Source organism: Croceivirga thetidis, assembly GCF_012272815.1.
Taxonomy (GTDB): Bacteria; Bacteroidota; Bacteroidia; order Flavobacteriales; family Flavobacteriaceae; genus Croceivirga; species Croceivirga thetidis.
Map to the genome: position 1 here is coordinate 367,752 of NZ_JAAWWL010000002.1, position 21,850 is coordinate 389,601.

At 37.3% G+C, this 21,850-nt stretch carries 17 protein-coding genes; 8 read left to right on the top strand and 9 right to left on the bottom strand.

Annotated features, from left to right (window positions below; all coding sequences use genetic code 11):
* Positions 1–9 precede the first annotated feature (9 nt).
* From HCU67_RS09335 to HCU67_RS09345, 3 genes are read left to right on the top strand one after another with little or no spacing between them, the layout of a single operon-like run.
* Positions 10–2,445 carry a YfhO family protein gene (locus HCU67_RS09335; protein WP_168552363.1) on the top strand — a complete coding sequence of 812 codons (2,436 nt, stop codon included), beginning with the start codon at positions 10–12 and terminating at the stop codon, positions 2,443–2,445.
* Positions 2,445–3,725 carry a glycosyltransferase family 4 protein gene (locus HCU67_RS09340; RefSeq protein WP_168552364.1) on the top strand — a complete coding sequence of 427 codons (1,281 nt, stop codon included), beginning with the start codon at positions 2,445–2,447 and terminating at the stop codon, positions 3,723–3,725. The genes HCU67_RS09335 and HCU67_RS09340 overlap by 1 nt, the downstream gene beginning before the upstream one ends.
* Positions 3,716–5,173 carry a lipopolysaccharide biosynthesis protein gene (locus HCU67_RS09345; protein ID WP_168552365.1) on the top strand — a complete coding sequence of 486 codons (1,458 nt, stop codon included), beginning with the start codon at positions 3,716–3,718 and terminating at the stop codon, positions 5,171–5,173. Before HCU67_RS09340 ends, HCU67_RS09345 begins: the two co-directional genes overlap by 10 nt.
* A 166-nt stretch (positions 5,174–5,339) precedes the next feature.
* Here the strand turns inward: HCU67_RS09345 and HCU67_RS09350 are convergent, their stop codons facing one another.
* Both HCU67_RS09350 and uvrA read right to left on the bottom strand, forming a co-directional pair.
* On the bottom strand, positions 5,340–6,587 hold the full coding sequence (locus HCU67_RS09350) for a hypothetical protein (RefSeq protein WP_168552366.1): 1,248 nt from the start codon (positions 6,585–6,587) through the stop codon (positions 5,340–5,342).
* A gap of 574 nt (positions 6,588–7,161) precedes the next feature.
* A complete protein-coding gene (gene uvrA / locus HCU67_RS09355) occupies positions 7,162–9,942 on the bottom strand; it encodes an excinuclease ABC subunit UvrA (protein WP_168552367.1) in 2,781 nt (926 codons plus the stop codon).
* A gap of 248 nt (positions 9,943–10,190) precedes the next feature.
* Here uvrA and HCU67_RS09360 point away from each other — a divergent pair, with 248 nt between their 5' ends.
* Positions 10,191–10,772, top strand: coding sequence for an RNA polymerase sigma factor (locus HCU67_RS09360; protein WP_168552368.1), 582 nt, complete (start codon positions 10,191–10,193; stop codon positions 10,770–10,772).
* Positions 10,773–11,028: 256 nt separating this feature from the next.
* Here HCU67_RS09360 and HCU67_RS09365 read toward each other — a convergent pair whose 3' ends face one another.
* The gene (locus tag HCU67_RS09365; RefSeq protein ID WP_168552369.1) at positions 11,029–11,694 is read right to left on the bottom strand and encodes an endonuclease III domain-containing protein; all 666 of its coding nucleotides are present in this window, start codon (positions 11,692–11,694) and stop codon (positions 11,029–11,031) included.
* A gap of 43 nt (positions 11,695–11,737) precedes the next feature.
* Here HCU67_RS09365 and bcp point away from each other — a divergent pair, with 43 nt between their 5' ends.
* Positions 11,738–12,193, top strand: coding sequence for a thioredoxin-dependent thiol peroxidase (gene bcp, locus HCU67_RS09370; protein WP_168552370.1), 456 nt, complete (start codon positions 11,738–11,740; stop codon positions 12,191–12,193).
* Between the two features lie 5 nt (positions 12,194–12,198).
* Here bcp and HCU67_RS09375 read toward each other — a convergent pair whose 3' ends face one another.
* Positions 12,199–13,671, bottom strand: a complete 1,473-nt coding sequence (locus tag HCU67_RS09375; protein ID WP_168552371.1) for a TonB-dependent receptor — start codon at positions 13,669–13,671, stop codon at positions 12,199–12,201.
* Positions 13,672–13,745: 74 nt separating this feature from the next.
* Between HCU67_RS09375 and HCU67_RS09380 the strand changes: the two genes are divergently transcribed.
* Together HCU67_RS09380 and HCU67_RS09385 are read left to right on the top strand one after the other, a co-directional pair.
* Entirely contained in the window at positions 13,746–14,522 is a 777-nt protein-coding gene (locus tag HCU67_RS09380) for an MBL fold metallo-hydrolase (protein WP_246865750.1), read from the top strand.
* 1 nt (position 14,523) lies between these two features.
* Entirely contained in the window at positions 14,524–15,021 is a 498-nt protein-coding gene (locus HCU67_RS09385; RefSeq protein ID WP_168552372.1) for a hydrolase, read from the top strand.
* Here the strand turns inward: HCU67_RS09385 and HCU67_RS09390 are convergent.
* The 5 genes from HCU67_RS09390 to HCU67_RS09410 all read right to left on the bottom strand — a co-directional run bounded on the left by HCU67_RS09390 (position 15,018) and on the right by HCU67_RS09410 (position 20,289).
* Complete coding sequence (locus HCU67_RS09390; RefSeq protein WP_168552373.1) at positions 15,018–15,677, bottom strand: alpha/beta hydrolase; 660 nt, start codon at positions 15,675–15,677, stop codon at positions 15,018–15,020. The two genes, HCU67_RS09385 and HCU67_RS09390, sit on opposite strands and share 4 nt — an antisense overlap.
* Positions 15,678–15,734: 57 nt before the next feature.
* Entirely contained in the window at positions 15,735–16,064 is a 330-nt protein-coding gene (locus tag HCU67_RS09395; protein ID WP_210423683.1) for a hypothetical protein, read from the bottom strand.
* On the bottom strand, positions 16,061–17,317 hold the full coding sequence (locus tag HCU67_RS09400; RefSeq protein WP_168552374.1) for a dihydroorotase: 1,257 nt from the start codon (positions 17,315–17,317) through the stop codon (positions 16,061–16,063). The genes HCU67_RS09395 and HCU67_RS09400 overlap by 4 nt, the downstream gene beginning before the upstream one ends.
* On the bottom strand, positions 17,314–19,215 hold the full coding sequence (locus HCU67_RS09405) for a vWA domain-containing protein (RefSeq protein WP_168552375.1): 1,902 nt from the start codon (positions 19,213–19,215) through the stop codon (positions 17,314–17,316). The genes HCU67_RS09400 and HCU67_RS09405 overlap by 4 nt, the downstream gene beginning before the upstream one ends.
* A 63-nt stretch (positions 19,216–19,278) precedes the next feature.
* Entirely contained in the window at positions 19,279–20,289 is a 1,011-nt protein-coding gene (locus tag HCU67_RS09410; RefSeq protein WP_168552376.1) for a glycosyltransferase, read from the bottom strand.
* A 116-nt stretch (positions 20,290–20,405) separates the two neighbouring features.
* On the opposite strand from HCU67_RS09410, the gene HCU67_RS09415 reads away from it, so the two are divergent.
* Entirely contained in the window at positions 20,406–21,830 is a 1,425-nt protein-coding gene (locus tag HCU67_RS09415) for a glycoside hydrolase family 99 protein (protein WP_168552377.1), read from the top strand.
* Positions 21,831–21,850 lie beyond the last annotated feature (20 nt).

A 21,850-nucleotide genomic window follows, 5' to 3' on the forward strand; every position in this document is an offset into this window, starting at 1 on the left:
GAATAGCTCATGAAATTTGTTTCCAAAGAAATTCTTAGAAACCTTGGAGTGGTGGTATTTTTTATCATCGCCTCATTAATTTATTTCCATCCTGTTTTACAAGGTAAAGCAATCTATCAATCAGATATTGCCCAATACAAGGGCATGGCGAAAGAACGGGATGAATTCAAAAAAACAACAGGTGTTGAATCCTATTGGACCAATAGTGCATTTGGAGGAATGCCTACTTACCAATTAGGGGCAAATTATCCACACGATTATATTAAGAAGTTAGACAGGCTCATTCGGTTTTTACCCAGACCGGCAGATTACTTATTTCTATATTTTATAGGGTTCTACATACTGATGCTTTGCCTAAAAGTTGATTGGCGTGTTGCGGTTTTGGGAAGTTTAGCTTTTGGACTGAGCACCTATCTCATCGTAATTCTTGGAATTGGACATAATGCAAAGGCCCATGCACTAGGATATATTCCAATGGTAATTGGCGGTATTATTTTGACCTTGCGAAAAAAATATGTTCTAGGGTTTCTTTTGACTACCCTTGCGATGGCATTGGAGATATCAGCGAACCACTACCAAATGACGTACTATTTCATTTTATTGGTGTTGGTTTTAGGGCTGGTTTATTTGATTTATGCTATACGAGAAAAAAAGTTCAAAGAATTTTCCATAGCTGTTGGACTTTCAATTCTCGCGGTAATTTTGGGCATTGCCACAAACGCCACGGGTTTAATGGCAACAAAAGAATATGCAGATTGGAGCACAAGGGGTAAGTCTGAATTGACCATAAACCCTGACGGTACTGAAAAAGTTGATGTTGAAGGACTGGACAAGGAGTACATTACACGATATAGTTATGGCATATCAGAATCATTGAACCTTTATGTTCCTAGACTCTTTGGAGGTTCCGGTGGTGAAAACCTAGGCCAAGACTCCGAATCCTACGAATTTTTGAGGAGCCAAGGAGTACCTCCCTCACAAGCTCGAGACTTTTCAGAAAACCTACCACTTTACTGGGGCCAACAACCCTTTGTTGGTGCACCGGCCTATCTTGGGGCGATAGTTGTATTTCTTTTCATTCTAGGTCTGTTTATTGTCAAAACCAAACATAAATGGTGGCTAGTTTCAGGAGTTATCCTTTCTCTTTTTCTATCATGGGGAAAGAACTTTCCGGCACTAACCAATTTTCTGATTGACTATTTTCCATTGTACAATAAGTTTCGTGCCGTTTCATCTGCCCAAGTCATATTAGAACTATGTGTTCCGGTTCTTGCTATGCTCGGTTTATGGAAGTTCTTAAGAAAATCGACAGAAAAGGAAGAAAAATTAAAAGCCTTAAAATGGTCGGGGGGAATAGCTATTGGACTTGGTCTTCTGCTTCTGCTATTGAAAAGCACTTTCACTTTCGAAGGTTTGAACGATGGTTATTATGCTCAAAATTTTGGAGAGTTGATGAATGCAATAGTAGAAGATAGAAAAGCGGTTTACACCAGTGATACTTTACGAACCTTGGTTTATGTATTACTTGCTATCTGTCTTTTGTGGCTTTATGCACAAAAGAAACTCAAAAAGAACTTGGCACTTACCCTGCTTGGGGTATTGATGATTGCTGATTTGGTAGGTGTTGGTCGAAGATATGTAGATAGTGATGATTTTGTGCGCTCACGCCAAGTAGAACAACCTTTTCAGGCTTTAACATTGGACCAACAAATACTTCAAGACGAATCGGTATTTCGGGTTTTTGACCCAAGCGAAGGACTTAATGGAGCCCGTTTGTCCTATTTCCATAAGTCAATAGGAGGATATCATGCAGCGAAACCAGGTAAGCTTTTAGATTTGTTCGAATTTCATTTGTACAGCAATAATATCGATGTTTTGAACATGTTGAATGTTAAATACATTGTTCAACAAGATGAAGAAACTGGTCAATCATTCCCCGCTTTTAACGAAGACGCCAATGGACCCGGGTGGTTCATTGAAAACTTAATTGCTGTTGATAATTCAGATATCGAAATAAAGGCGTTGGATAGTCTAAACACTAAAAGGTCAGCGGTTTTTAATTCGAGTATTCAATCTTTGAAACCATCAAATTTTAAGGTTGATTCCACAGCTACTGTTAACGTAGTTGACTTTAGACCAAATTATGTGGTTTATGAAACGAATAATCCAAACCCAGGCTTTGTAGTTTTTTCAGAAATGCACTATCCGCATGGGTGGACCGCTTCAATCGATGATGAAACAAACGTTCCGCATTATCGTGTTAACTATGCCTTACGGGGGATAGCGGTTCCAGCCGGAAAACATAAAATTGTATTTGAGTTTGAACCTGAGGTTGTAAAAACAGGAAGTACCATCGCTTTGGCAAGTAATATATTACTTGGGTTGTTATTGCTGGGAGGAGTTTTTTGGTCTTTTAAAAAATCAAACGGAAAACCTGAGGAGTAATGAAAAAGGTGCTCATAATCACCTATTACTGGCCTCCTGCGGGTGGCCCAGGTGTTCAACGCTGGCTCAAGTTTGTAAAGTACTTGCCTGAATTCGGTGTTCAGCCAATTGTTTTTATTCCTGAGAACCCTACTTATCCCATTCAAGATAACTCGCTCCTTGAAGAAATTCCAGAGGGAATTCAAATTATAAAGCAGCGAATTTTTGAACCATATGCTTTATCATCTTTTCTGTCAAAAAAGAAAACCAAGCGAATTAGTTCAGGTATAATTCAAAAGCACAAAAAACAATCGATTTTAGAACGTATAATGCTATGGGTTAGAGGTAATTTGTTCATTCCCGATGCACGTAAATACTGGGTAAAACCTTCGGTAAAGACTATTTCTAAGCTTCTTTTGGATGAGAAAATCGATTCAATAATTACTACTGGACCACCTCATAGTGTTCATTTAATAGGACATGAATTAAAACGAAAATTAGGCATCAAATGGCTTGCTGATTTAAGGGATCCATGGACTTCGATTGGATACCACAAACAGCTGAAACTTTCAGCTGCTTCAAGTAAAAAACATAAGATTCTAGAAAGTACCGTTCTTAATGGTGCTGATGCAATAACAGTGACAAGTGAAATCACAAAACAAGAATTTGAGAAAATAACTGATAGGCCTATTAAGGTAATCACTAATGGATTCGATGGAAATCGTGTAAGTACGAAACTTGATGCAAAATTCGCGCTGTCTCATATAGGTTCCTTACTTACCGACCGGAATCCTATTGTTTTATGGGAAGTTTTACAACAACTCGTTTCAGAAAACGAAAAACTTAAAATTAGCCTTAAAATTCAATTGGTTGGGGTAGTGGGCGACGGAGTAAAAGAATCCATTCAATTTCATGGACTAGATGACTACATTGAAGAAGTTGGTTATGTTTCGCATGAAAAGGTGCAAGAGTATCAGACTGCATCACAAATACTGTTGCTTTTGGAAGTAGATTCAGTGGAAACACAGGGTATTATTCCAGGAAAACTATTTGAATATTTTAGAGCAAGAAGGCCTATTCTCGCAATTGGTCCAGAACAGTGGGAAGGTGGCAAACTTGTCGAAAAACATGAAGCTGGCCAATATTTTCGTCCTGACGATAAAGAAGCCCTAAAACAACAAATTTCACATTGGTTCAACAACTTTGAAAATGGTGCCTTACATTGTAATTCAAAGGGAATTGAACAGTACCATCGTCGTGAATTAACAAAACAACTCGCTAATTTACTCTCATGGGAGTAGTTATAAAGCAGTCCATACAAAATACAATTACCACTTATCTTGGGTTTTTACTTGGGGGAATAAACCTCCTATTTCTTTACACCAAAATCTTAGAGCCCCAATACTATGGATTGGTAACCTTTATCTTGGCAACTGGGGCGATTCTTATGCCTGTAATGGCATTTGGAGCACATAACACCATGGTCAAGTTTTACAGTGAGCAAACAGAAGAACGTAAAGATTCCTTTCTGACGCTTATGCTGATAAGTCCACTAATTGCCTTGATACCACTCGTTCTGATTACCTTTTTCTTTCAAGATGCTATTGCAAATTTTATTGCAACTGAAAACAAGATTGCTGGTGATTATGTATGGTACATTTTTCTGGTAGGCCTTGCCATGGCTTATTTTGAAGTTTTTTTCGCTTGGTGTAAAGTACACCTTAGGTCGGCCTTCGGAAATTTCATGAAAGAGGTTTTTGTACGCTTATGTACAACCATTTTGTTGGTACTACTTTACTTTGAATTTATTAACCTCGAGTTTTTTCTAAAAGCTTTGGTTGGAACGTATTTGTTACGTACGCTAATTGTAAAATTATATGCTTTTTCCCTGAGAAGGCCATATCTCAATTTCAGTTTTTCAAAAAGGTTTAGAGAGTTCTTGATTTATAGCTTGCTAATGATTTTAGGAGGTTCCGCCGCATTGATTCTATTGGAAATAGACAAATTCATGATCAATCAGTTCGTGACCATAGAAAATGTCGCTTATTATGGGGTTGCTGTTTACATTGCAACGGTGATAATAGTTCCTTCGAGGGCGATGCACCAAATTACTTATCCGTTAACGGCCGAACTTTTCAGTAAGAATGATTTTGAGGAATTACATTCCCTCTATAAAAAGACCTCATTAAACTTGTTTATTGCAGCTGGACTTGTTTTTCTGTTGATAATTTTAAACTTAAATGACCTTTATCAATTACTTCCGACGGAATATAGAAATGGTTTTTACATTGTTTTCTTGATAGGATTGGCAAAAGTGTTTGATTCGCTATTAGGTAATGTGAACTCCATTCTCTACAATTCAAAATATTATAAGACCATTTTGCTTTTGGGTGTATTATTGGCTGTAACTACCATCATACTCAATCTCTGGCTTATTCCATTAATGGGTATAGAAGGAGCAGCTGCAGCAAGTTTTTCAGCCATCTTTTTGTTCAACTTGATTAAAATGGGCTTTGTAAAACAGAAATTTGGTTTCTGGCCTTTGACGAATGCCACCTTCAAGGTATTTCTTGTACTACTGTTATTGGGATTTTTGTTCAGTGCATTAAATGCACCCTTCCATCCAATCCTAAACATTTTACTAAAGTCACTAGTTCTAACTTTGATGTATTTAGGAATCATACATCGAATGGGTGTGTCAGAAGATATTTCAATGTTGGTTTCTAAAATATTGAAACAGAGAATTTAATTTTCAAACCTCCCTCAGACCCTTCTTTTAAGTGGGAAGTTAAAAGCTCATAATTGATAACTAAATACGGCAACATCTAAATTTCAAAATCATTTTTAAAGTAAAACCCCGCAATAAGCAGGGCGCTTATCACGGGGTCAAACAACTAACCAACCTAAAAACTATCTTACTGTCTTCTGCTACTTCTTGTTCTCGCTTGTGTAGCATTTCCTCTTCTCGAGGTTGAAGACGTACTTCTTGATACCGTTCTCTTCTGTGTAGAGGTACTCCTCTTTACACTAGAGTTGTTTTGCTTTGAACGGTTGCTTGCAACAGCCCTATTATTTGGCTTATTGTATGTGGAAGACCTTTTGGTCACGGTACGCTTAGCAGGTGTTCTCGTTACCTCACGCTTTGTTACCGTTGTACTTCTAGGTGACCTTGTTACAGTTCTTTGGGTGACCGTATTCCCTCGATTAGAGCGAGTGACGTTGGTACTTCTACCCACATCATTGGTTCTACGATTACTTCTAGTATTTACTACAGCTCTACCGCCACCACCACTGCTACCACCATTGCGATTTACACGAGTTCCTTCGTTCCTGGCTATTCGTGCGTTGCCATTTCTACCAGAGTTACCGTTCCTATTTATTCTGGAATCAGATGTACGATTGGCACTTCTTCGGTTAACCAAATCATTACTGCTTCTCCCAGAGTTTCTTCGCAATTGACTTCTATTGTCGTTTCGAACGGCTACTCGTCTATCGTTTCGGTAAACCTTAGCCCTTCTGTGCTCATTGTATCGGTATTTCTGACCGATTCTAGCATAACTTCTTCTGAAATTGTTTCTATAGGGTCTGTACCATGAATACCTGACTGGAGTATACCATCTCCTATAAGGAGTAGTCCATACGTTACAGAAACCCACTGCTGGTCTAGCAAACCACCTGTGGAAAGGCCTGTAAACGTAACCACGGTTATAAATGTTGATAAACCCTGTGGTATGGCTGAAAACGCCTCCATTCCAGAATACATTCAATCCACCGACACGTCTTACAAAACCATTTCTATACCAAACATCGACACTACCTATTTGTGAAACGCGCCCGTAGAAGTCGTAAAAAATCGGAATATTTTCCACTTGAATTACGGCACCATAATCATCATATTGTACGAATGGATTGTAATTAAATCCGGAATTGAACGTGATGCCCACATTCCCGATACGTCCACCAACCCCTACATTTACGCGATTGTCTATGTAAAAATCAAATTCTCCATCGGGATATACGGCAAAAGTGATTCCATTCTCCGTAAAAATAAATGAGTTGCCATAGTTGAAATTGCGTGTAAACACAGTTTCTTCCGTCGTTGCAGCAGCCATACTCGAAACGCCGAATACCAACGCTGCCATAAAGAGTACTAACTTTTTCATACTGTTTAATTTTAGTTTTAGGAGCAACTATTTACATCCCACCCAAATAGTACCAAACAGCGTGCCAAAAATCAATTTCTATCCTTAAGTAGTTGATATTAAGAATTTTAATTATTAATCAAGGAAACGATAGAGGTTTATGTTAATTCAGTTTTCTTCGTCACAACCTTCTTTCTAAATTACGAAGAGCCAGTTTTAATAGTTGTTCTCTATGGCAATTGAAGCGTAAAAGTCTTCTGACAACCAAGTGAACGAAATTGAGTTTAATCAGATGGTCGTTATTTACTTGAATGATAAAAGAACCAGAGCCAGAATAAACAACTTACACACCCATAAAAATTTAATAGTAAAAGAAAGTAGGACTTTTTAAATTTTGGAAATATTGATAGTAAACCAATAAGAAAAAATAGATTTCCAATAAGTGATATCGGTAATACCATTATTCCAAATCCCATTGGTCCGCCATTTTCCTTTAAAATTTGATAGGTCCCTGGAATAAAGCAAAACAAATTGGTCAGTACTGTGATACTTACCAAAACGATGTTTAATCTTTTGTGCTGGTCAAATTTCACATTTATAGCTTATCAACCAAATACTTCGCCGTAAATGACTCCTTGCTCTGCGCAACTTCTTCAGGAGTACCTTCAGCCAGCAAGTGCCCACCATTCTCACCGCCTTCAGGGCCAAGATCTATGATATAGTCAGCACATTTAATCAATTCAATATTGTGCTCAATTACCACAATGGAATGTCCTTTGGAAATCAACTCGTCAAAAGACTTCAAGAGCTTTTTAATATCATGAAAGTGAAGTCCAGTTGTGGGTTCGTCAAAAATGAACAAAGCTTTGTCTTTAGTGGTTCCCTTCACCAAGAATGATGCTAGTTTTATGCGTTGAGCCTCACCACCCGAAAGGGTAGAGGAACTTTGCCCTAAAGTCACATAGCCAAGCCCAACATCTTGTAAGGGTTTTAATTTCTGAACAATCTTTGTTTGTCCATAGGCGCCAAAATGCGAAATGGCATCATCAATAGTTAAGTTCAGGATGTCATTAATGCTCTTACCTTCAAATTGCACTTCTAGAACTTCCTTTTTAAAACGTTTGCCCTCACAGGCATCACATTCTAAATGTACGTCAGCCATAAATTGCATTTCTACGGTAATTTCACCTTCACCTTTACATTTGTCACAGCGACCACCATCAACATTAAATGAAAAGTGTTTGGCTTGGTACCCCCGTAACTTGCTTAATTTCTGCCCTGCAAAAAGGGCTCGAATATCATCATAAGCCTTTATATAGGTAACAGGGTTTGACCTCGAAGATCGCCCAATTGGATTTTGATCCACAAATTCAACAGTCTTGATTTGTGAATATTTCCCCTCTAGTTTGGTGAATTGGCCAGCCTTTTCACCGTAGCCTCCGACTTCCTTTAAAATAGCAGGGTATAGGAGCTTTTTAACCAAGGTACTTTTTCCACTGCCTGAAACACCGGTTACCACCGTCAACATATTCAATGGAAAAGTAACGTCGATATTCTTAAGGTTGTTTTCTCTAGCACCTTTGACCTGAATATAATTTTTTGAGTTTCTACGTGCTGCGGGGACTTCAATTTCTATAGCTCCATTCAAATAATTAGCAGTCAAGGTGTCTTTTGCAAGAATTTCTTCAAAGGTGCCAGTTGCCACTACATTACCACCTAAGGTGCCGGCCTCAGGTCCAATATCGATTATTTCGTCGGCCGCTTTCATGATATCTTCATCGTGTTCAACAACCACAACGGTATTTCCTAAATCACGTAATGATTTTAAAACCTCAATCAGGTTTTCCGTATCCTTAGGATGTAATCCAATACTAGGTTCATCTAAAATGTACATGGAACCAACAAGACTGCTCCCCAAACTGGTCGCAAGGTTTATCCGTTGACTTTCACCACCGGATAGTGTGTTTGATTTTCGATTGAGCGTTAAATAGCTTAATCCAACCTTGTCTAAAAAGTCTAGACGGGTAGTAATCTCTTTTAGCAACCTATTTGCAATGGTTTGGTCATGTTGTGACAATTCCAATTCCCCAAAGAAAGGAATCAAATTTTTAATAGGTAATTCAATTAAGTCTGAAATTGATTTCCCTTGTATCTTCACATAGTTAGCTTCTTTGCGAAGTCTTTTTCCATTACAGACTGGACATTTGGTCTTTCCGCGGTAGCGCGAAAGCATCACTCGATTCTGAATTTTATAACTTTTCTCTTCTAGCTGTTCAAAGAATTTGTTAATACCTATAAAATGGTCATTACCATTCCAAACCAATTGTTTTTGTTTTTCGGTCAACTCAAACCAAGGTTTATGAATTGGAAAATCGAATTGGAACGCAGAATTTACCAATTGGTCCTTATACCAACTCATGCTTTCTCCCCGCCATGGAAAAACAGCCTCTTCAAATATTGATAAAGCTGTATTTGGAATAACCAAATCAGGGTCTATACCGATTACATCTCCGTAACCTTCACATTTAGGGCAAGCCCCGTAAGGGTTATTGAAACTGAATAGATGAACATTGGGTTCAAGAAATTTCATTCCATCCAATTCAAACAGATTGCTGAACTTTTGAATTTTTCCCGAATTCAAGTCTTCAATGGCACAAGTACCTTTTCCTTCAAAAAAGGCGTTGTCAACAGCATTACCCAAGCGATTCAGAAAATCTTCGTCGTCTTTTTTCATTACAATTCGGTCGACGACCAAGTCAAATTCCTTGCCTATATCTTTTGGGACTTCATCAATCCGCATTACCTGTCCATTATATTTTATTCTTGCATAGCCTTGTTTTGAAAATAGTTCCAATGACTTTAAGGCATCTCTATCTTCATTGATGGTTATAGGAGCTAGAAGTAAAAGTTTGGTTCCTTCATCAAATGTATTTATGTAATCCACTACATTGGTGACATTGTGTTTTTTAACCTCCTCGCCAGAAATAGGGGATACAGTTTTACCTATTCTGGCAAACAACAGTTTAAGATAATCATATATTTCAGTTGTGGTACCGACCGTTGAACGCGGATTTGTCGAATTCACCTTTTGCTCAATCGCTATTGCAGGCGCAATACCTTTAATATAATCGACCTTCGGCTTATCCAATTTACCCAAGAATTGTCTTGCATATGAGGAGAGGCTTTCAACATACCTTCGCTGCCCTTCAGCATATAGGGTATCGAAGGCCAAAGACGACTTACCAGACCCAGACAATCCAGTAACAACGACGAGCTTGTTTCTAGGAATAACAACATCTATGTTTTTGAGATTGTGGAGTTTGGCACCCTTTATGATAATATTTTTCTTGGGATTTACGTCTTTTAATAGCGTCATTCGTCGATTTTTTATTGGTAAAGATACCCTTTGCCGACCTTAATGTCTATATTGTGCGTATATACATCAAAAAAATAGCAAGTCACAACATTGTTTTTACCTCAGACCACAGATCACATATCTTTGAGTCGTAATTAAAACCCTGATAGGCCTATACAGCGATAATTACTTTTTTACATTTTTTAAACTAATAACTCCGGAGCAGCCCGCTATGGTTGCCCCATGATTTAACCAAAAAAGTAATTTGTATGGACTTGCAAATCGATGACTCGGTACTAGTAAAGAATTATATTGGCGGAGACGAAAAAGCCCTTGAAGTCTTAATCAATAGACACAACCAAAGAATTTCCAGTTTTATTTATTCTAAAGTACTTGATAAGGAAGTAACTGAAGATATTTTCCAAGACACCTTTATCAAGGTTATCAAAACACTTAAAAGAGGTCGTTACAGCGAAGAAGGTAAATTTTTGCCTTGGGTTATGCGTATTGCACACAACCTAATTATTGATCACTTTAGAAAGAACAAAAGAATGCCCAAGTTTGAGGGTAGCGACGATTTCAATATTTTCTCTGTTATTAAGGACGAGAAAATGAATGCTGAAAAGCAATTGATCAAAGACCAGATTGATTCTGATTTGACCTTACTCATAGAAGAGCTGCCAGAAGACCAAAAACAGGTTTTGATCATGCGTATCTACAAGGATATGAGTTTTAAGGAAATTGCCGAAAACACTGACGTTAGTATCAATACAGCATTAGGAAGAATGCGTTATGCCCTAATCAACCTCAGAAAAATCGTAGAAAAGAATAATATCGTTTTAACGAATTAATCGGTATTAGGTCGATTCTTGCAATAATTCCATTTTAGTGGCGTTAATCTAGTGTATTAACAATACTGAAATATGGAAAAAATTTACTCTGAAGAACAAACTGCAAGATTGACTAAGACAAGCTCAGAGACCATCAAATTTTTGTTGGATTTCTCTAAATCGTTAAGAGTCATTGATTATCAGGGAGTTAAATTTGATTCAATGTTGAATTAAATTTTCCTGAAAGAAAATGAAAGACCACTAGTTAAGATTATTCTTAGCTAGTGGTCTTTTTGTTTTTATAATATTGGTTTACTACTGATTTTCTTCCAATAGTTTTCGTGATAATGTCTTTGTCCAGGTTCCAACCACGTGCTGGAGAATACTCTCGACCGTACCAAATAATTTGAAGATGTAGCCGATTCCATAAATCTTTTGGAAAAAGTCGTTTTGCATCCCTTTCGGTCTGAACAACGTTTTTACCATTAGAAAACCCCCATCTGTACATCAAGCGGTGAATATGGGTATCAACAGGAAAAGCAGGAATGCCAAAAGCTTGGGAAACTACCACGCTGGCTGTTTTGTGACCTACGGCTGGCAGTTCTTCGAGAAGCTCAATTTCTTTGGGAACCTCTCCATCATACTTCTCGATTAAAATTTCTGAAAGCCCATGAATACCTTTGGATTTCATCGGTGATAGCCCAACAGGACGTATGATTTCTCGAATTTCTTCAACGGTAAGTTTGACCATATCGTAGGGATTGTCTGCTTCTTTGAAAAGTAACGGAGTTATTTGATTTACCCTGACATCAGTACTTTGCGCAGACAGCAATACAGCAATTAATAGTGTATATGGGTCCTTATGGTCTAAAGGCACTGGAATTTCTGGATAAAGTTCTTCTAGTTTTGAAATAGTAAAATTTACCTTCTCCTGTTTAGTCAAAATTGTTTAGTTTTGATTTAAAATAGTTAAACAAAAATAAGTAATGAAAACACTTAAAGCGGGAGATAAAGTACCCGAATTTTCATCAAAAGACCAAGATGGTAATGAGATTTCTTTGTCTGACTACAAGGGTAAAAAATTGATAGTATTCTTTTATCCAAGGGCGAACACCCCAGGTTGTACTGCAGAAGCATGCAATTTAAGGGATAACTATGCCGAACTTCAGAATCAAGGATATGAAATTTTAGGTGTAAGTGAAGATTCTGAAAAGAAGCAGGCCAATTTTAAATCAAAATTTGAATTTCAATTCCCTTTGTTGGCAGATGAAGACCATACCGTTATTGAAACTTTTGGTGTTTGGGGTCCAAAGAAGTTTATGGGAAAGGAATATGACGGTTTACACCGAACCACTTTCCTTATTAATGAGGAAGGAGTTATTGACAGGGTAATTTCAAAGGTGAAAACCAAAGATCACGCAGCTCAAATCTTGGAAGGATAGTTAATTTAATCCTCGTCGACTTCGAGTTCTTCAACCTTTTCAACCTCTTTGCGCGCAAAGAGGTTTTTTTCTTTTATTATCTCCGCAATTCCTTTAGGAAGCATTTCTTCCCAACCATCTTCACCATTTGTAATTCTTTTCAATACATCCCTTGAGAAAATGTGCATAATGTCAGGGTCGTAATCGATAATATCCATCACCTTACTATTGTACTTGAAGAATTTATAAAGCTCTTTCATTCTTGGGTGCACCTTCAAATTGTTACTGGTCATGATTTGACCAGTTTCTGGATTCTTCATCGGGTAGAGGTACACTTTTAAATCTTTGAAAAAGAGTTTACCGAATGCCTCAAGAATACCTCCACTCAAATGGCGATAGTATTTTTCATCAAATACAGCTACGAGGTTGTTAACCCCCATAGTTAATCCGATACGGTTTTTTGTGTATTTATTCAAGTATTCCACTAGTTTGAAATACTCTTGAAATTTCGAAATCATTACAGTATGCCCCAGCGAACTTAGCAATTCAGCACGGTCCATAAAATCTTGTTCATCTATTTCACCAGAAGCCTTTAAATTGGATAATGTAATTTCAAATATTACGATGGTATTATCCATATCGACCGTTTGTTCCCGCACAAAAATGTCATACGATTTTTGGAACATATCCATGTTCACTTTGGTAACAGGTCGAAAGCTGCCGCGCAGTGCAAGTATGTTCTTTTTATAAAGAACTGCGGCGGGTAATAAATTGTTACCGTCAGGGCCGAACATGACCGCATCGGTCATATTATTCTTAATAAGTTGAAGGCTGATTAAACGATTGTCCACGTCCCTAAAATTCGGGCCGATGAAATTGATCATATCAATTTCTACGGTATCCTTGTCTATATGGTCGTAGAGGTATTTTAAAAGTTTTTTCGGCTTATCGTGTTTGAAAAAAGCGCCATATATCAAATTCACACCGAGAATACCCAGGGTTTCTTGTTGTAGTCTGGCTTCATTTTGCTTAAAACGAACATGTAATATGATTTCATCAAACTCCTTCTGTTTTGGATCTAATTGAAATCGTATTCCGACCCAACCATGACCTTTATACCGTTTTGAAAAATCTATGGTTGCCACGGTATTTGCATAAGTGAAGAAGAGGTAATCAGGATTGTTTTTTCTATCAATTCTCTCTTCGACCAGTTTCATTTCATGTCGCAACATTTGTTTTAAACGGGGTTGGGTAACATAACGGCCGTCCTTTTCAATTCCATAGATTGCGTCACTAAAGGCTTTATCATACGCACTCATTGCTTTTGCAATGGTTCCTGAAGCACCACCTGCCCTAAAAAAGTGGCGGGCTGTTTCTTGGCCAGCACCAATTTCGGCAAACGTACCATAAATGTCAGGATGCAAATTGATTCGTAAAGTCTTGGCTTTTATTGAAGGAATATTTTCAAATTCCCTATCCTTTTCCAAAAGGTTACCCATCACTAGAAGTTTATGTTAACAAAGTTAAAGAAGTTAACCAGTTAGATTAAACAAATAGTCATAATTTTGGTTAAATGAAGCGCAGCTTGACCGTTACATTTTTAGGCACCGGCACTTCTCAAGGGGTACCAATAATTGGTAGTAAGCATCCCGTTTGTTTGAGTAACGATTCAAAAGACAAGCGTTTACGTGTATCTGTTCTGGTTTCTTGGGACGATTTCAATTATGTAATTGATTGTGGGCCTGATTTTAGACAACAAATGCTATCCAATCCCATAGAAAAGCTTGATGGCATTCTCTTTACGCATGAACATGCAGACCATGTGGCTGGTATTGATGATATTAGACCTTTCTTTTTTCGTCAAGGAGACATTCCGATTTACGCTCATGAAAGGGTAATCAATTCTTTGAAGAGGAGGTATGATTATATTTTTGCAGATGAAGACCGATACCCAGGGGCACCAGCCGTAAGGGTTCATGAAATTTTTAAAAATCGTTCGTTCACGCTAGGTGGTGTTACAATTGTACCAATAGAAGTATTTCACAATCGTTTGCCCATACTCGGATTTCGAATAGGTGATTTTGCATATTTAACCGATGTTAAACGGGTGGAAGAGGACCAGATACGAAAGTTAGAAGGCGTTAAGTGTTTGGTGGTAAATGCTTTACGTATTGAACCCCATCATTCCCATTTAAACTTAGAAGAAGCCTTGGCTTTTGCCAAGACCATTGGGGCTAACAAAACTTATTTTACTCATATTAGCCACTTGCTGGGATTTCATGCAGAAGTAGAACGTAGCTTGCCGGAAAACATTCACTTAGCGTACGATAATTTAAAAATTACAATCTAAAATGAAGAAGAACATCTTTTTATATTTATTTGTTTTCACCGCTCTTATTGCTTTGTATTTAGGAATGAAAGGAAATAAGGTGGCTTCAAGTTCCACGGAGCAGATAACCCAACTAAAAAAGCAAAATACCGCGCTTCAAGATTCAATCCAAAAACTACAAATACGAATGTTGGACATGCAGTATTTTTCTTTGGAGAATAATGACGATGCTCTTGCCTATTACGAGCATTTGAACTTAGAGAACCCAACGAGATATACTGAAGATAAGTTGTTGGAAACCAATGAAAAAAGTGGGGATAATCCATTAATTCCTTATGAGGGTATGGAGAGTGACTTTAAGATAAATAAAATAAAGGTGCTAAACCATAAGTGGATATTATCCGACTTTTCTGATGGCAAATATTGGGGTGATCTAATTATTAAATACGAACTTAAAGACGACCTAAGTGTAGACTTTACTTTGGTCGATCATCTGTTGTATACAAGAGGAATCAATTAAAGCAATTTTTCAAGCCAGGTTCGAAAAGAATAAAAATTCTGAGGGCTTACTCCATGACCTACAGGAAATTCTTCAAATTTATTTTCAATACCCAATTGATTTAGGAAATCTGGAGTGCGTTGCGCCCATTCTAAAGGTATGACGGCGTCAACCTGACCATGTGAGCTGTAGATATTTAGTTTGGAGTGGTCCTTTTCTTGATAGCCTTTCAATAAAATACCTTCATTGATGTAACCACTTAGGCCTATTACATTTTTTATTTTTTCTGGATAAGATAGGGCCACTGAAAAGCTTAAAATTGTCCCTTGGCTGAAACCCAGTAAGGTAATTTTATCCTCATTCAAATCATAGGCTTTACAAGCTTCATCTAAAAATGTCGTAATTCTTTCACGAGATTCAACTGCTTGTTCATCATCGCTCCACTTGCCATCCTGTGCATCAAAGTGAATGGCATACCATGCATTTCCAAAAGGTTCCATTGGGTAAGGGGCACGTATTGAAATGATAAAAAGTTCTTCGGGTAGCTCTGAAGCGAATGAATAAAGATCTTCTTCATTACTTCCGTATCCGTGGAGCATAAAGAGTGGTGAAGGTTTCTCGATACCTGATTTTGATGGACGAATAAGATGTTCAAGGGATAAATCTGTGGGGGACATGCTTTGGTGATTTTGGGTTATGATTAAAATTTTACATTTCTAATAAATGATAATTTTCTAACTAATGAATGTGAACCATTTTTGAAAATAGCTTCCAATTGCTGGAATTAGTTTAAGTTCTCCATTAATTGCCCCCCAAAAGCCATACCCCCAGAGAATTAGGTAGAACACATATAATCCTACCCATGCAAAAGGTATATTGGCATAGTTAAAAAAGATGGCCAAGGCATGAAAGGTCAAATGAATGCCGAAGGCCTGTCTAATATGAAATCGCGCAAAATTATTTTTAGGTTCTAGATTCATCGTGATTGCGATTAAGCAACCAACAATAGTTAAATACGCTACAAGAGCAGCTGTTTTGCCGGCTTCAACTTCTTTTTTATTCAATTTAATTGACTTTTACCATTGTTTATGGTGCCATACACATGGCCTTTTAATGTTTCTCCATAGAAAGCCGAATTCTTGGACGTTGAGTAGACGTTGGCCTCTGAAAACTGATATTCCCCTTCAGGATTAAATAAAGTTAAGCAGGCTTTTGAACCTTCTTGAAACTCTGGAGTTTCTATGTTAGACCACTTGGTTCTTTTGGTCAATAGGGTTATGGCCTCTTCGAATCCAAGTAGGGCGTTTATCGCCCCAAATGTACTTTCCATTCCTATAGTTCCAAATTCTGCATTATCAAATTCCAATCGCTTTTCTTCAATGTCAATCGGGCTATGGTCAGAAGTGATAAAATCAATCGTTCCATTTTGTATTCCTTTTACAAGGGCTTTGGCATCTTTTTCGGTACGCAAGGGTGGATTTACCTTAAAGTTCGCGTCGAATTGTTCAACTTTTTTATCTGTAAGAAATAGGTTGTGAACCGCAACACTACAACTTACATTTAGACCCTTCTTTTTCGCATCTGATATCAGTTTAACTGATTGTGCTGTAGAAATCGTAGGTATATGTAAACTCCCACCGGTATATTCCAAAAGAAATAAATCCCTATTCACACGTAGTTCTTCTGCCAAATTTGGTTGTCCTTTCAATCCGAGACTTGTTGAAGTTTTACCTTCATTCATTACTGCTTTACCTGTTAATTGTGAATCATGGGGGAAAGAAAGAACCGTACCGCCAAAGTTCTGGGTATACTGCAAAGCAATTTTGAATAAATTGGCATTGTCAATCGCATGCTTATAGTCTGAAAAAGCCACAGCACCCGCTTTGGACATATCAAAGAGCTCGGCCATAAGCTCGCCCTGAGAATTGACTGATAGGCAACCCATCGGGTGAAGATTACAAACCTCACCTTTAGAACGATCTTTTAAATAAACAATATTTGAACGATTAGAAGGTGTCGGGTAGGTATTGGTGTTAAGAACAATATCTGTGAAACCGCTTTTCGAAGCGGTCCTTAATCCGTTGGTTATGGTTTCCCTTTCCTCAAAACCAGGTTCACCAAAGCTCACGCTTGAATCAAACCAGCCTAGTGATACATGCAGATTTTTTAATGCAATGGTTTTTACAGTATTATCGACCTCTATTTTATTGGCAATCTTTTCTATTTTGCCATTTCGGATGAGGATATCCCTCTTTTTGAGATGAAATTTCGGGTTTGTGGAGTCTACAATTATTGCTGATTTCAATAGTGCGTTCATGCAAGAAATTTTTGAATCAATACCTCCACTAGGGCAAAAATCAGGGCAAAAATAACAAACCATTTCCAATATGCGTCTATCGCCCTTTCATTGGCCAATTGATCAAACAATAAAGGAAATGCTGTATTGATAGAAGCAAAACCCTTTTGATCTAGGTCAAGATACTCCAATTTACTTTCTGCCCTGCTGTGGTTAAAACTTAAGTGTTGGAGCGTATCTATTCCTTTTATGACCGAGAAAATACCAGCAAATTCAGGATTGTTTTCAAATGTAAGACCCACCTTTGTTGGATAAGACTGTTGCAACGGTATTAATTCCATTCCATTATGAACAATTTTTATGAGGTCTTCTTGCGCCAAAATCGTAGGCACTTCAATTTCATTCTTTTGTTCAATGGTAAAATAAGGTTCCGATAAATTTAGACTATTCAACCCTATTTTATAAAAGGTAGGCACTATCAGTGGGGAATCTTGAAAATCGCTATTTTCTCTATTTATGGGTGCCGTAAAAAGATATAATTTTTGATTTTGTAACAAGAATGGTTCTGAATTATCAAGGGTTAAAACTTTAGAAAAACTTCCATTAACCCTGTAATAATTCGAAAAAGTAGGATAATCAAAATTCGACACCCTACGTTCAAAGACATTTGCAAATAAAGGGTGTTCAAAAGTAATCCCAGTCAACTTTTTTTCTGAAGTAACTTTCTCTGTAATACCAAAACCACCAACCCTTGATAATAATGCGGAGAAAGCCTCTTGATTCATATTATTTGATGGAATTATTGCAAGGCTGCCACCATCTTCCAAAAAAGAGGCCAGAGCAGTCTGAAGACTGTTAGGGATATTATCCAACTCATTTAGGATAATTAAGTTTTGCTTTGATATCGCACTATAATTTAGATTACCAATAGGAGTATTCTCGAATTCAAATTCATCTTCCGTGTAAATCCTCGAAAGAAAGTTAAATTCATTAGCGCTGATTGAGAGGACTTTAATTTTTGGTTTATCATCGATATTGAAAAAGAACACATTATCATATTCCAAAGAATTATCCATTATTTCCAATCTTCCCTTGATTTCTTCATTTGTAGGTATTGTAAGAACAGTTGTTGAATCTGAGTTTGATTCCAAGGCCGTTTTTGCAATCAATTTATTACCACTGTAGAGGGCCAATGGTACATTTTCTCCTTTTAATCCACTATACCTCACATTTAAATTTAATTCGCTATCGATAAATACTGAATCAATACTGACATTTTTACGTGTATCTGGCTTAAGATTGACCGCGTGTATATCAATGATATTCAAGGAGTCATTAGTTATCGGACCTAATCTTTTTTGAAAATCAGAAACAACTAATAATTCCTTTATGACATTACCACGATTTGAAAACAAGGTATTTGCCTTTCTAAGTACGTTTTGATAACTAATTTGCTTCGATTGTGCTTTTAGCGAAATCAATTCATTTTGAATTTGTTTTATATCGACTTCGTTAAAGGTTTTATGGTTTGTAAACAGGCTGAATTTTGCACCATCTGGCACCGTTTGTACAATATCTTGAACAGCCTTTTCCAAAAGGGAGACCCCATCAGTTTTAGCCCCCATACTAAAGGAATCATCCAAGAAAATAACGGTCTCTTTTTCCTTTAAAGCATTGACTTTGGCTGAAAATGGTTGCGAAAATGCCAATACTATGCACATCAATAAAAGGAGTCTAGAAATCAAAAGCAGCCATTTTTTTATGGAATGGCTTTTTCTCGATTCTGAACGTACTTTCTCCAACATGGCAACGTTGGTGAACAGGGTCTTTTTAAATCTTCTGAGCTGAAAAAGGTGTACGATTATCGGAATTAGCAGAAGTAGAAGAAACCAGAGAATTTCAGGATGTTTAAACTGCATTCCGTGTTTTAGTTCTCAAATATAGGTTTTTACTTTTTTGACCAACATACTTTTGACTTCAGCTTAACAGAAGAAGAAATAATCATCCATTGCTTCCTGCCCAAGGTTTGTCAGATGCGCTTTAATTTCCTTTTGAGCGGCTTCGTTCGCAACTGTAATTATACTTTGTGGTTTTTGTAATTGAGAAAGTATGGAGAAATGCTTCATTTCTTGATTGTAGATTTTCTTGCCAATTTTATTCGGATTGTCACAAAGCCAAGTAAAATCAATTTCTAAGTCCAATAGTTTTTTGGCAATTGTTTTGCCCTTAAAACCTGCGCCCCAAATTACTAAGGGTCTTTTGTTATCGTAATCCAATTTTACGAAATAATGAACCTTGATATCAAGGAAATAGTTCTGGGCATAATGAACATGGTTTCTTGAGGTACGTGTATCATAATCACGCCATAGATGTAAAATTTCATTGCAGGGTATTACTTTTAAGCCTTGTTCATAAAATCGAAATGTGAGATCATAGTCTTCAGGATATCTATTTGGCGTAAACCCATCACAGTAATCAAAATCTTCTCGAAATACCATCCAACAAGGAGAGGGGATAACACATTCTTTATATATCTCTGAATAATTGGTGCCTTTTTCGGAAAGGTTATTCAACCACTTTTCATAGCGATTATAACCATCACTAATGCCTCGTTCTGAAAAGTACTTGACCAAACCCACAGAGATGTGACCTGGACCCAACTTCTTTAAATCATTTACCATTCTTTCCAGTCGCTGTGGTTTCATTATATCATCGGAATCCATACGAGTTATAAAGCGCCCAGAGGTATTCTGATACCCAATTTGCAAAGCAGGTATGATACCTTCACCCTTGTTTTGTATTAGTTTAAACCTATTGTCCTTAGTAGCGTAATATGAAACAATTTGGTTACTATTATCAGTTGAATGGTCATTGACGAGTATGGCTTCCCAGTAAGGATAGGATTGTTCAAGGATAGAGTCAAGGCACCCGTTTAAATACATTTCTGTATTCTTAAATGGAATTATGATGCTTACCAAGGTATCGGTTACCATTCAACTATAGTTAAATATATTTTGGTCTATTCACTTAACACTTCAACGAGAAAATTGTACATTATATAGGAAAAATCCTACATTTGCCTCACCAAATCAATTACTTCAAATCATCGATGAAACAACTTAACCTACACTTCATCCTTGCTATTTCATTGCTAATCACAATAATAGCTTCCTGTACAAAAGACGATCAAAACGAATTGCTGGTCGAAGAATCTTTAAATAATGTCGTGCAAGATAGCATTGTATCTGATTCTACGCTTCTTCAAATTTTAATTGAAGAGGACGATATTATTGAACAAATTAAATCTGGGAAGATTGTTGATATTTCAGGAATGGAGGTTCCTAAAGACAATCCTAAAAAAGTTTATGCGCATTATATGCCATGGTTTCAAAGCAAAGACTACGATGGTTGGTGGGGACACCATTGGACAATGGCAAATAAGAATCCCGAAAATATTGACGAAAATGGAAAGAGGGAAATTGCCTCTTTCTTCTATCCAGAAATAGGTCCTTATTCTTCAATCGACCCCGATTTACAGGAGTATCATTTTCTAATGATGAAAATGGCTGGAATTGATGGAGTAATTTTCGACTGGTATGGTAGTCGCGATTATTATGATTATGGAATCATGAAATTGGCAACGGAAACATTCATGTGGAGACTAGAAGACCTTGGACTTGATTTTTCCATAATGTACGAGGATAGAACTGCAGTTCAGGCTGTTGACTTGGGTTATGCCCCTGATGCAGTTACTGCCGCAAAACAAGACTTTGAGTATGTTCGCGATACTTACATGACCAGTCCGAATTACATTCAATGGGAAGAAAAACCGTTGTTGTTGGTCTTTGGTCCACATCATATTCAAAATACATCGGATTGGGATGAAATATTCACGGTTTTCCCAGAACAAGAAAAACCTCACTATGCAACTCTATGGGGAGCATCCGAACCTTGGGTTGGTGATAGTGCCACTGGAGAGTTTGCTTGGATAGACCGTACCCATCTTGAAGCGCATGGTCATTATTATTGGCACATGAATCAGCCCCAAAATGAAGATAGACTAAGAATCGGTAGCGTTTATCCAAGTTTTATGAATTACAGTGAACTAGGTGGCTGGGGGCTGCAACATGATTGGCAAATAGAGCCTGATGGAGGAAATATTTTTGTTGAAACCCTAAATTACACTCACCATCAAACCGCTGATTTTATTCAATTGGCGACTTGGAATGATTTTGGGGAGGGTACACCGATTGAACCTACTGAGGAGTTTGGATTTATGTACCTACAATTATTACAAGAGTACACGGGTGTCGATTTTACACCTGAAGACTTGCAAACAGCACAGGACCTATATTTTTTAAGGAAAGAATTTTCCAATGATGGAAATGATGCCAAATCAAGTTCTGCAACAGAACGTAAAAAGAAAAATAAAGTACAGCAATATCTCGATCGGGCTTATCAACATATTAAAAAGGGAAATATGAAAAGGGCCAGATTTATCTTGTGGGCTATTGAACGTTTTTACAAAAATTAATTGTGCTTTTTGTTGTAAGA

Excerpts from the sequence above, each read along its gene's own strand:
- HCU67_RS09405 (WP_168552375.1), bottom strand. The coding sequence starts at position 19,215 with ATGCAGTTTAAACATCCTGAAATTCTCTGGTTTCTTCTACTTCTGCTA.
- HCU67_RS09410 (WP_168552376.1), bottom strand. The coding sequence starts at position 20,289 with ATGGTAACCGATACCTTGGTAAGCATCATAATTCCATTTAAGAATACA.
- HCU67_RS09415 (WP_168552377.1), top strand. The coding sequence starts at position 20,406 with ATGAAACAACTTAACCTACACTTCATCCTTGCTATTTCATTGCTAATC.
- HCU67_RS09390 (WP_168552373.1), bottom strand. The coding sequence starts at position 15,677 with ATGTCCCCCACAGATTTATCCCTTGAACATCTTATTCGTCCATCAAAA.
- HCU67_RS09345 (WP_168552365.1), top strand. The coding sequence starts at position 3,716 with ATGGGAGTAGTTATAAAGCAGTCCATACAAAATACAATTACCACTTAT.
- bcp (WP_168552370.1), top strand. The coding sequence starts at position 11,738 with ATGAAAACACTTAAAGCGGGAGATAAAGTACCCGAATTTTCATCAAAA.
- HCU67_RS09350 (WP_168552366.1), bottom strand. The coding sequence starts at position 6,587 with ATGAAAAAGTTAGTACTCTTTATGGCAGCGTTGGTATTCGGCGTTTCG.
- HCU67_RS09340 (WP_168552364.1), top strand. The coding sequence starts at position 2,445 with ATGAAAAAGGTGCTCATAATCACCTATTACTGGCCTCCTGCGGGTGGC.
- HCU67_RS09385 (WP_168552372.1), top strand. The coding sequence starts at position 14,524 with ATGAAGAAGAACATCTTTTTATATTTATTTGTTTTCACCGCTCTTATT.
- uvrA (WP_168552367.1), bottom strand. The coding sequence starts at position 9,942 with ATGACGCTATTAAAAGACGTAAATCCCAAGAAAAATATTATCATAAAG.
- HCU67_RS09400 (WP_168552374.1), bottom strand. The coding sequence starts at position 17,317 with ATGAACGCACTATTGAAATCAGCAATAATTGTAGACTCCACAAACCCG.
- HCU67_RS09380 (WP_246865750.1), top strand. The coding sequence starts at position 13,746 with ATGAAGCGCAGCTTGACCGTTACATTTTTAGGCACCGGCACTTCTCAA.
- HCU67_RS09335 (WP_168552363.1), top strand. The coding sequence starts at position 10 with ATGAAATTTGTTTCCAAAGAAATTCTTAGAAACCTTGGAGTGGTGGTA.
- HCU67_RS09375 (WP_168552371.1), bottom strand. The coding sequence starts at position 13,671 with ATGGGTAACCTTTTGGAAAAGGATAGGGAATTTGAAAATATTCCTTCA.
- HCU67_RS09360 (WP_168552368.1), top strand. The coding sequence starts at position 10,191 with ATGGACTTGCAAATCGATGACTCGGTACTAGTAAAGAATTATATTGGC.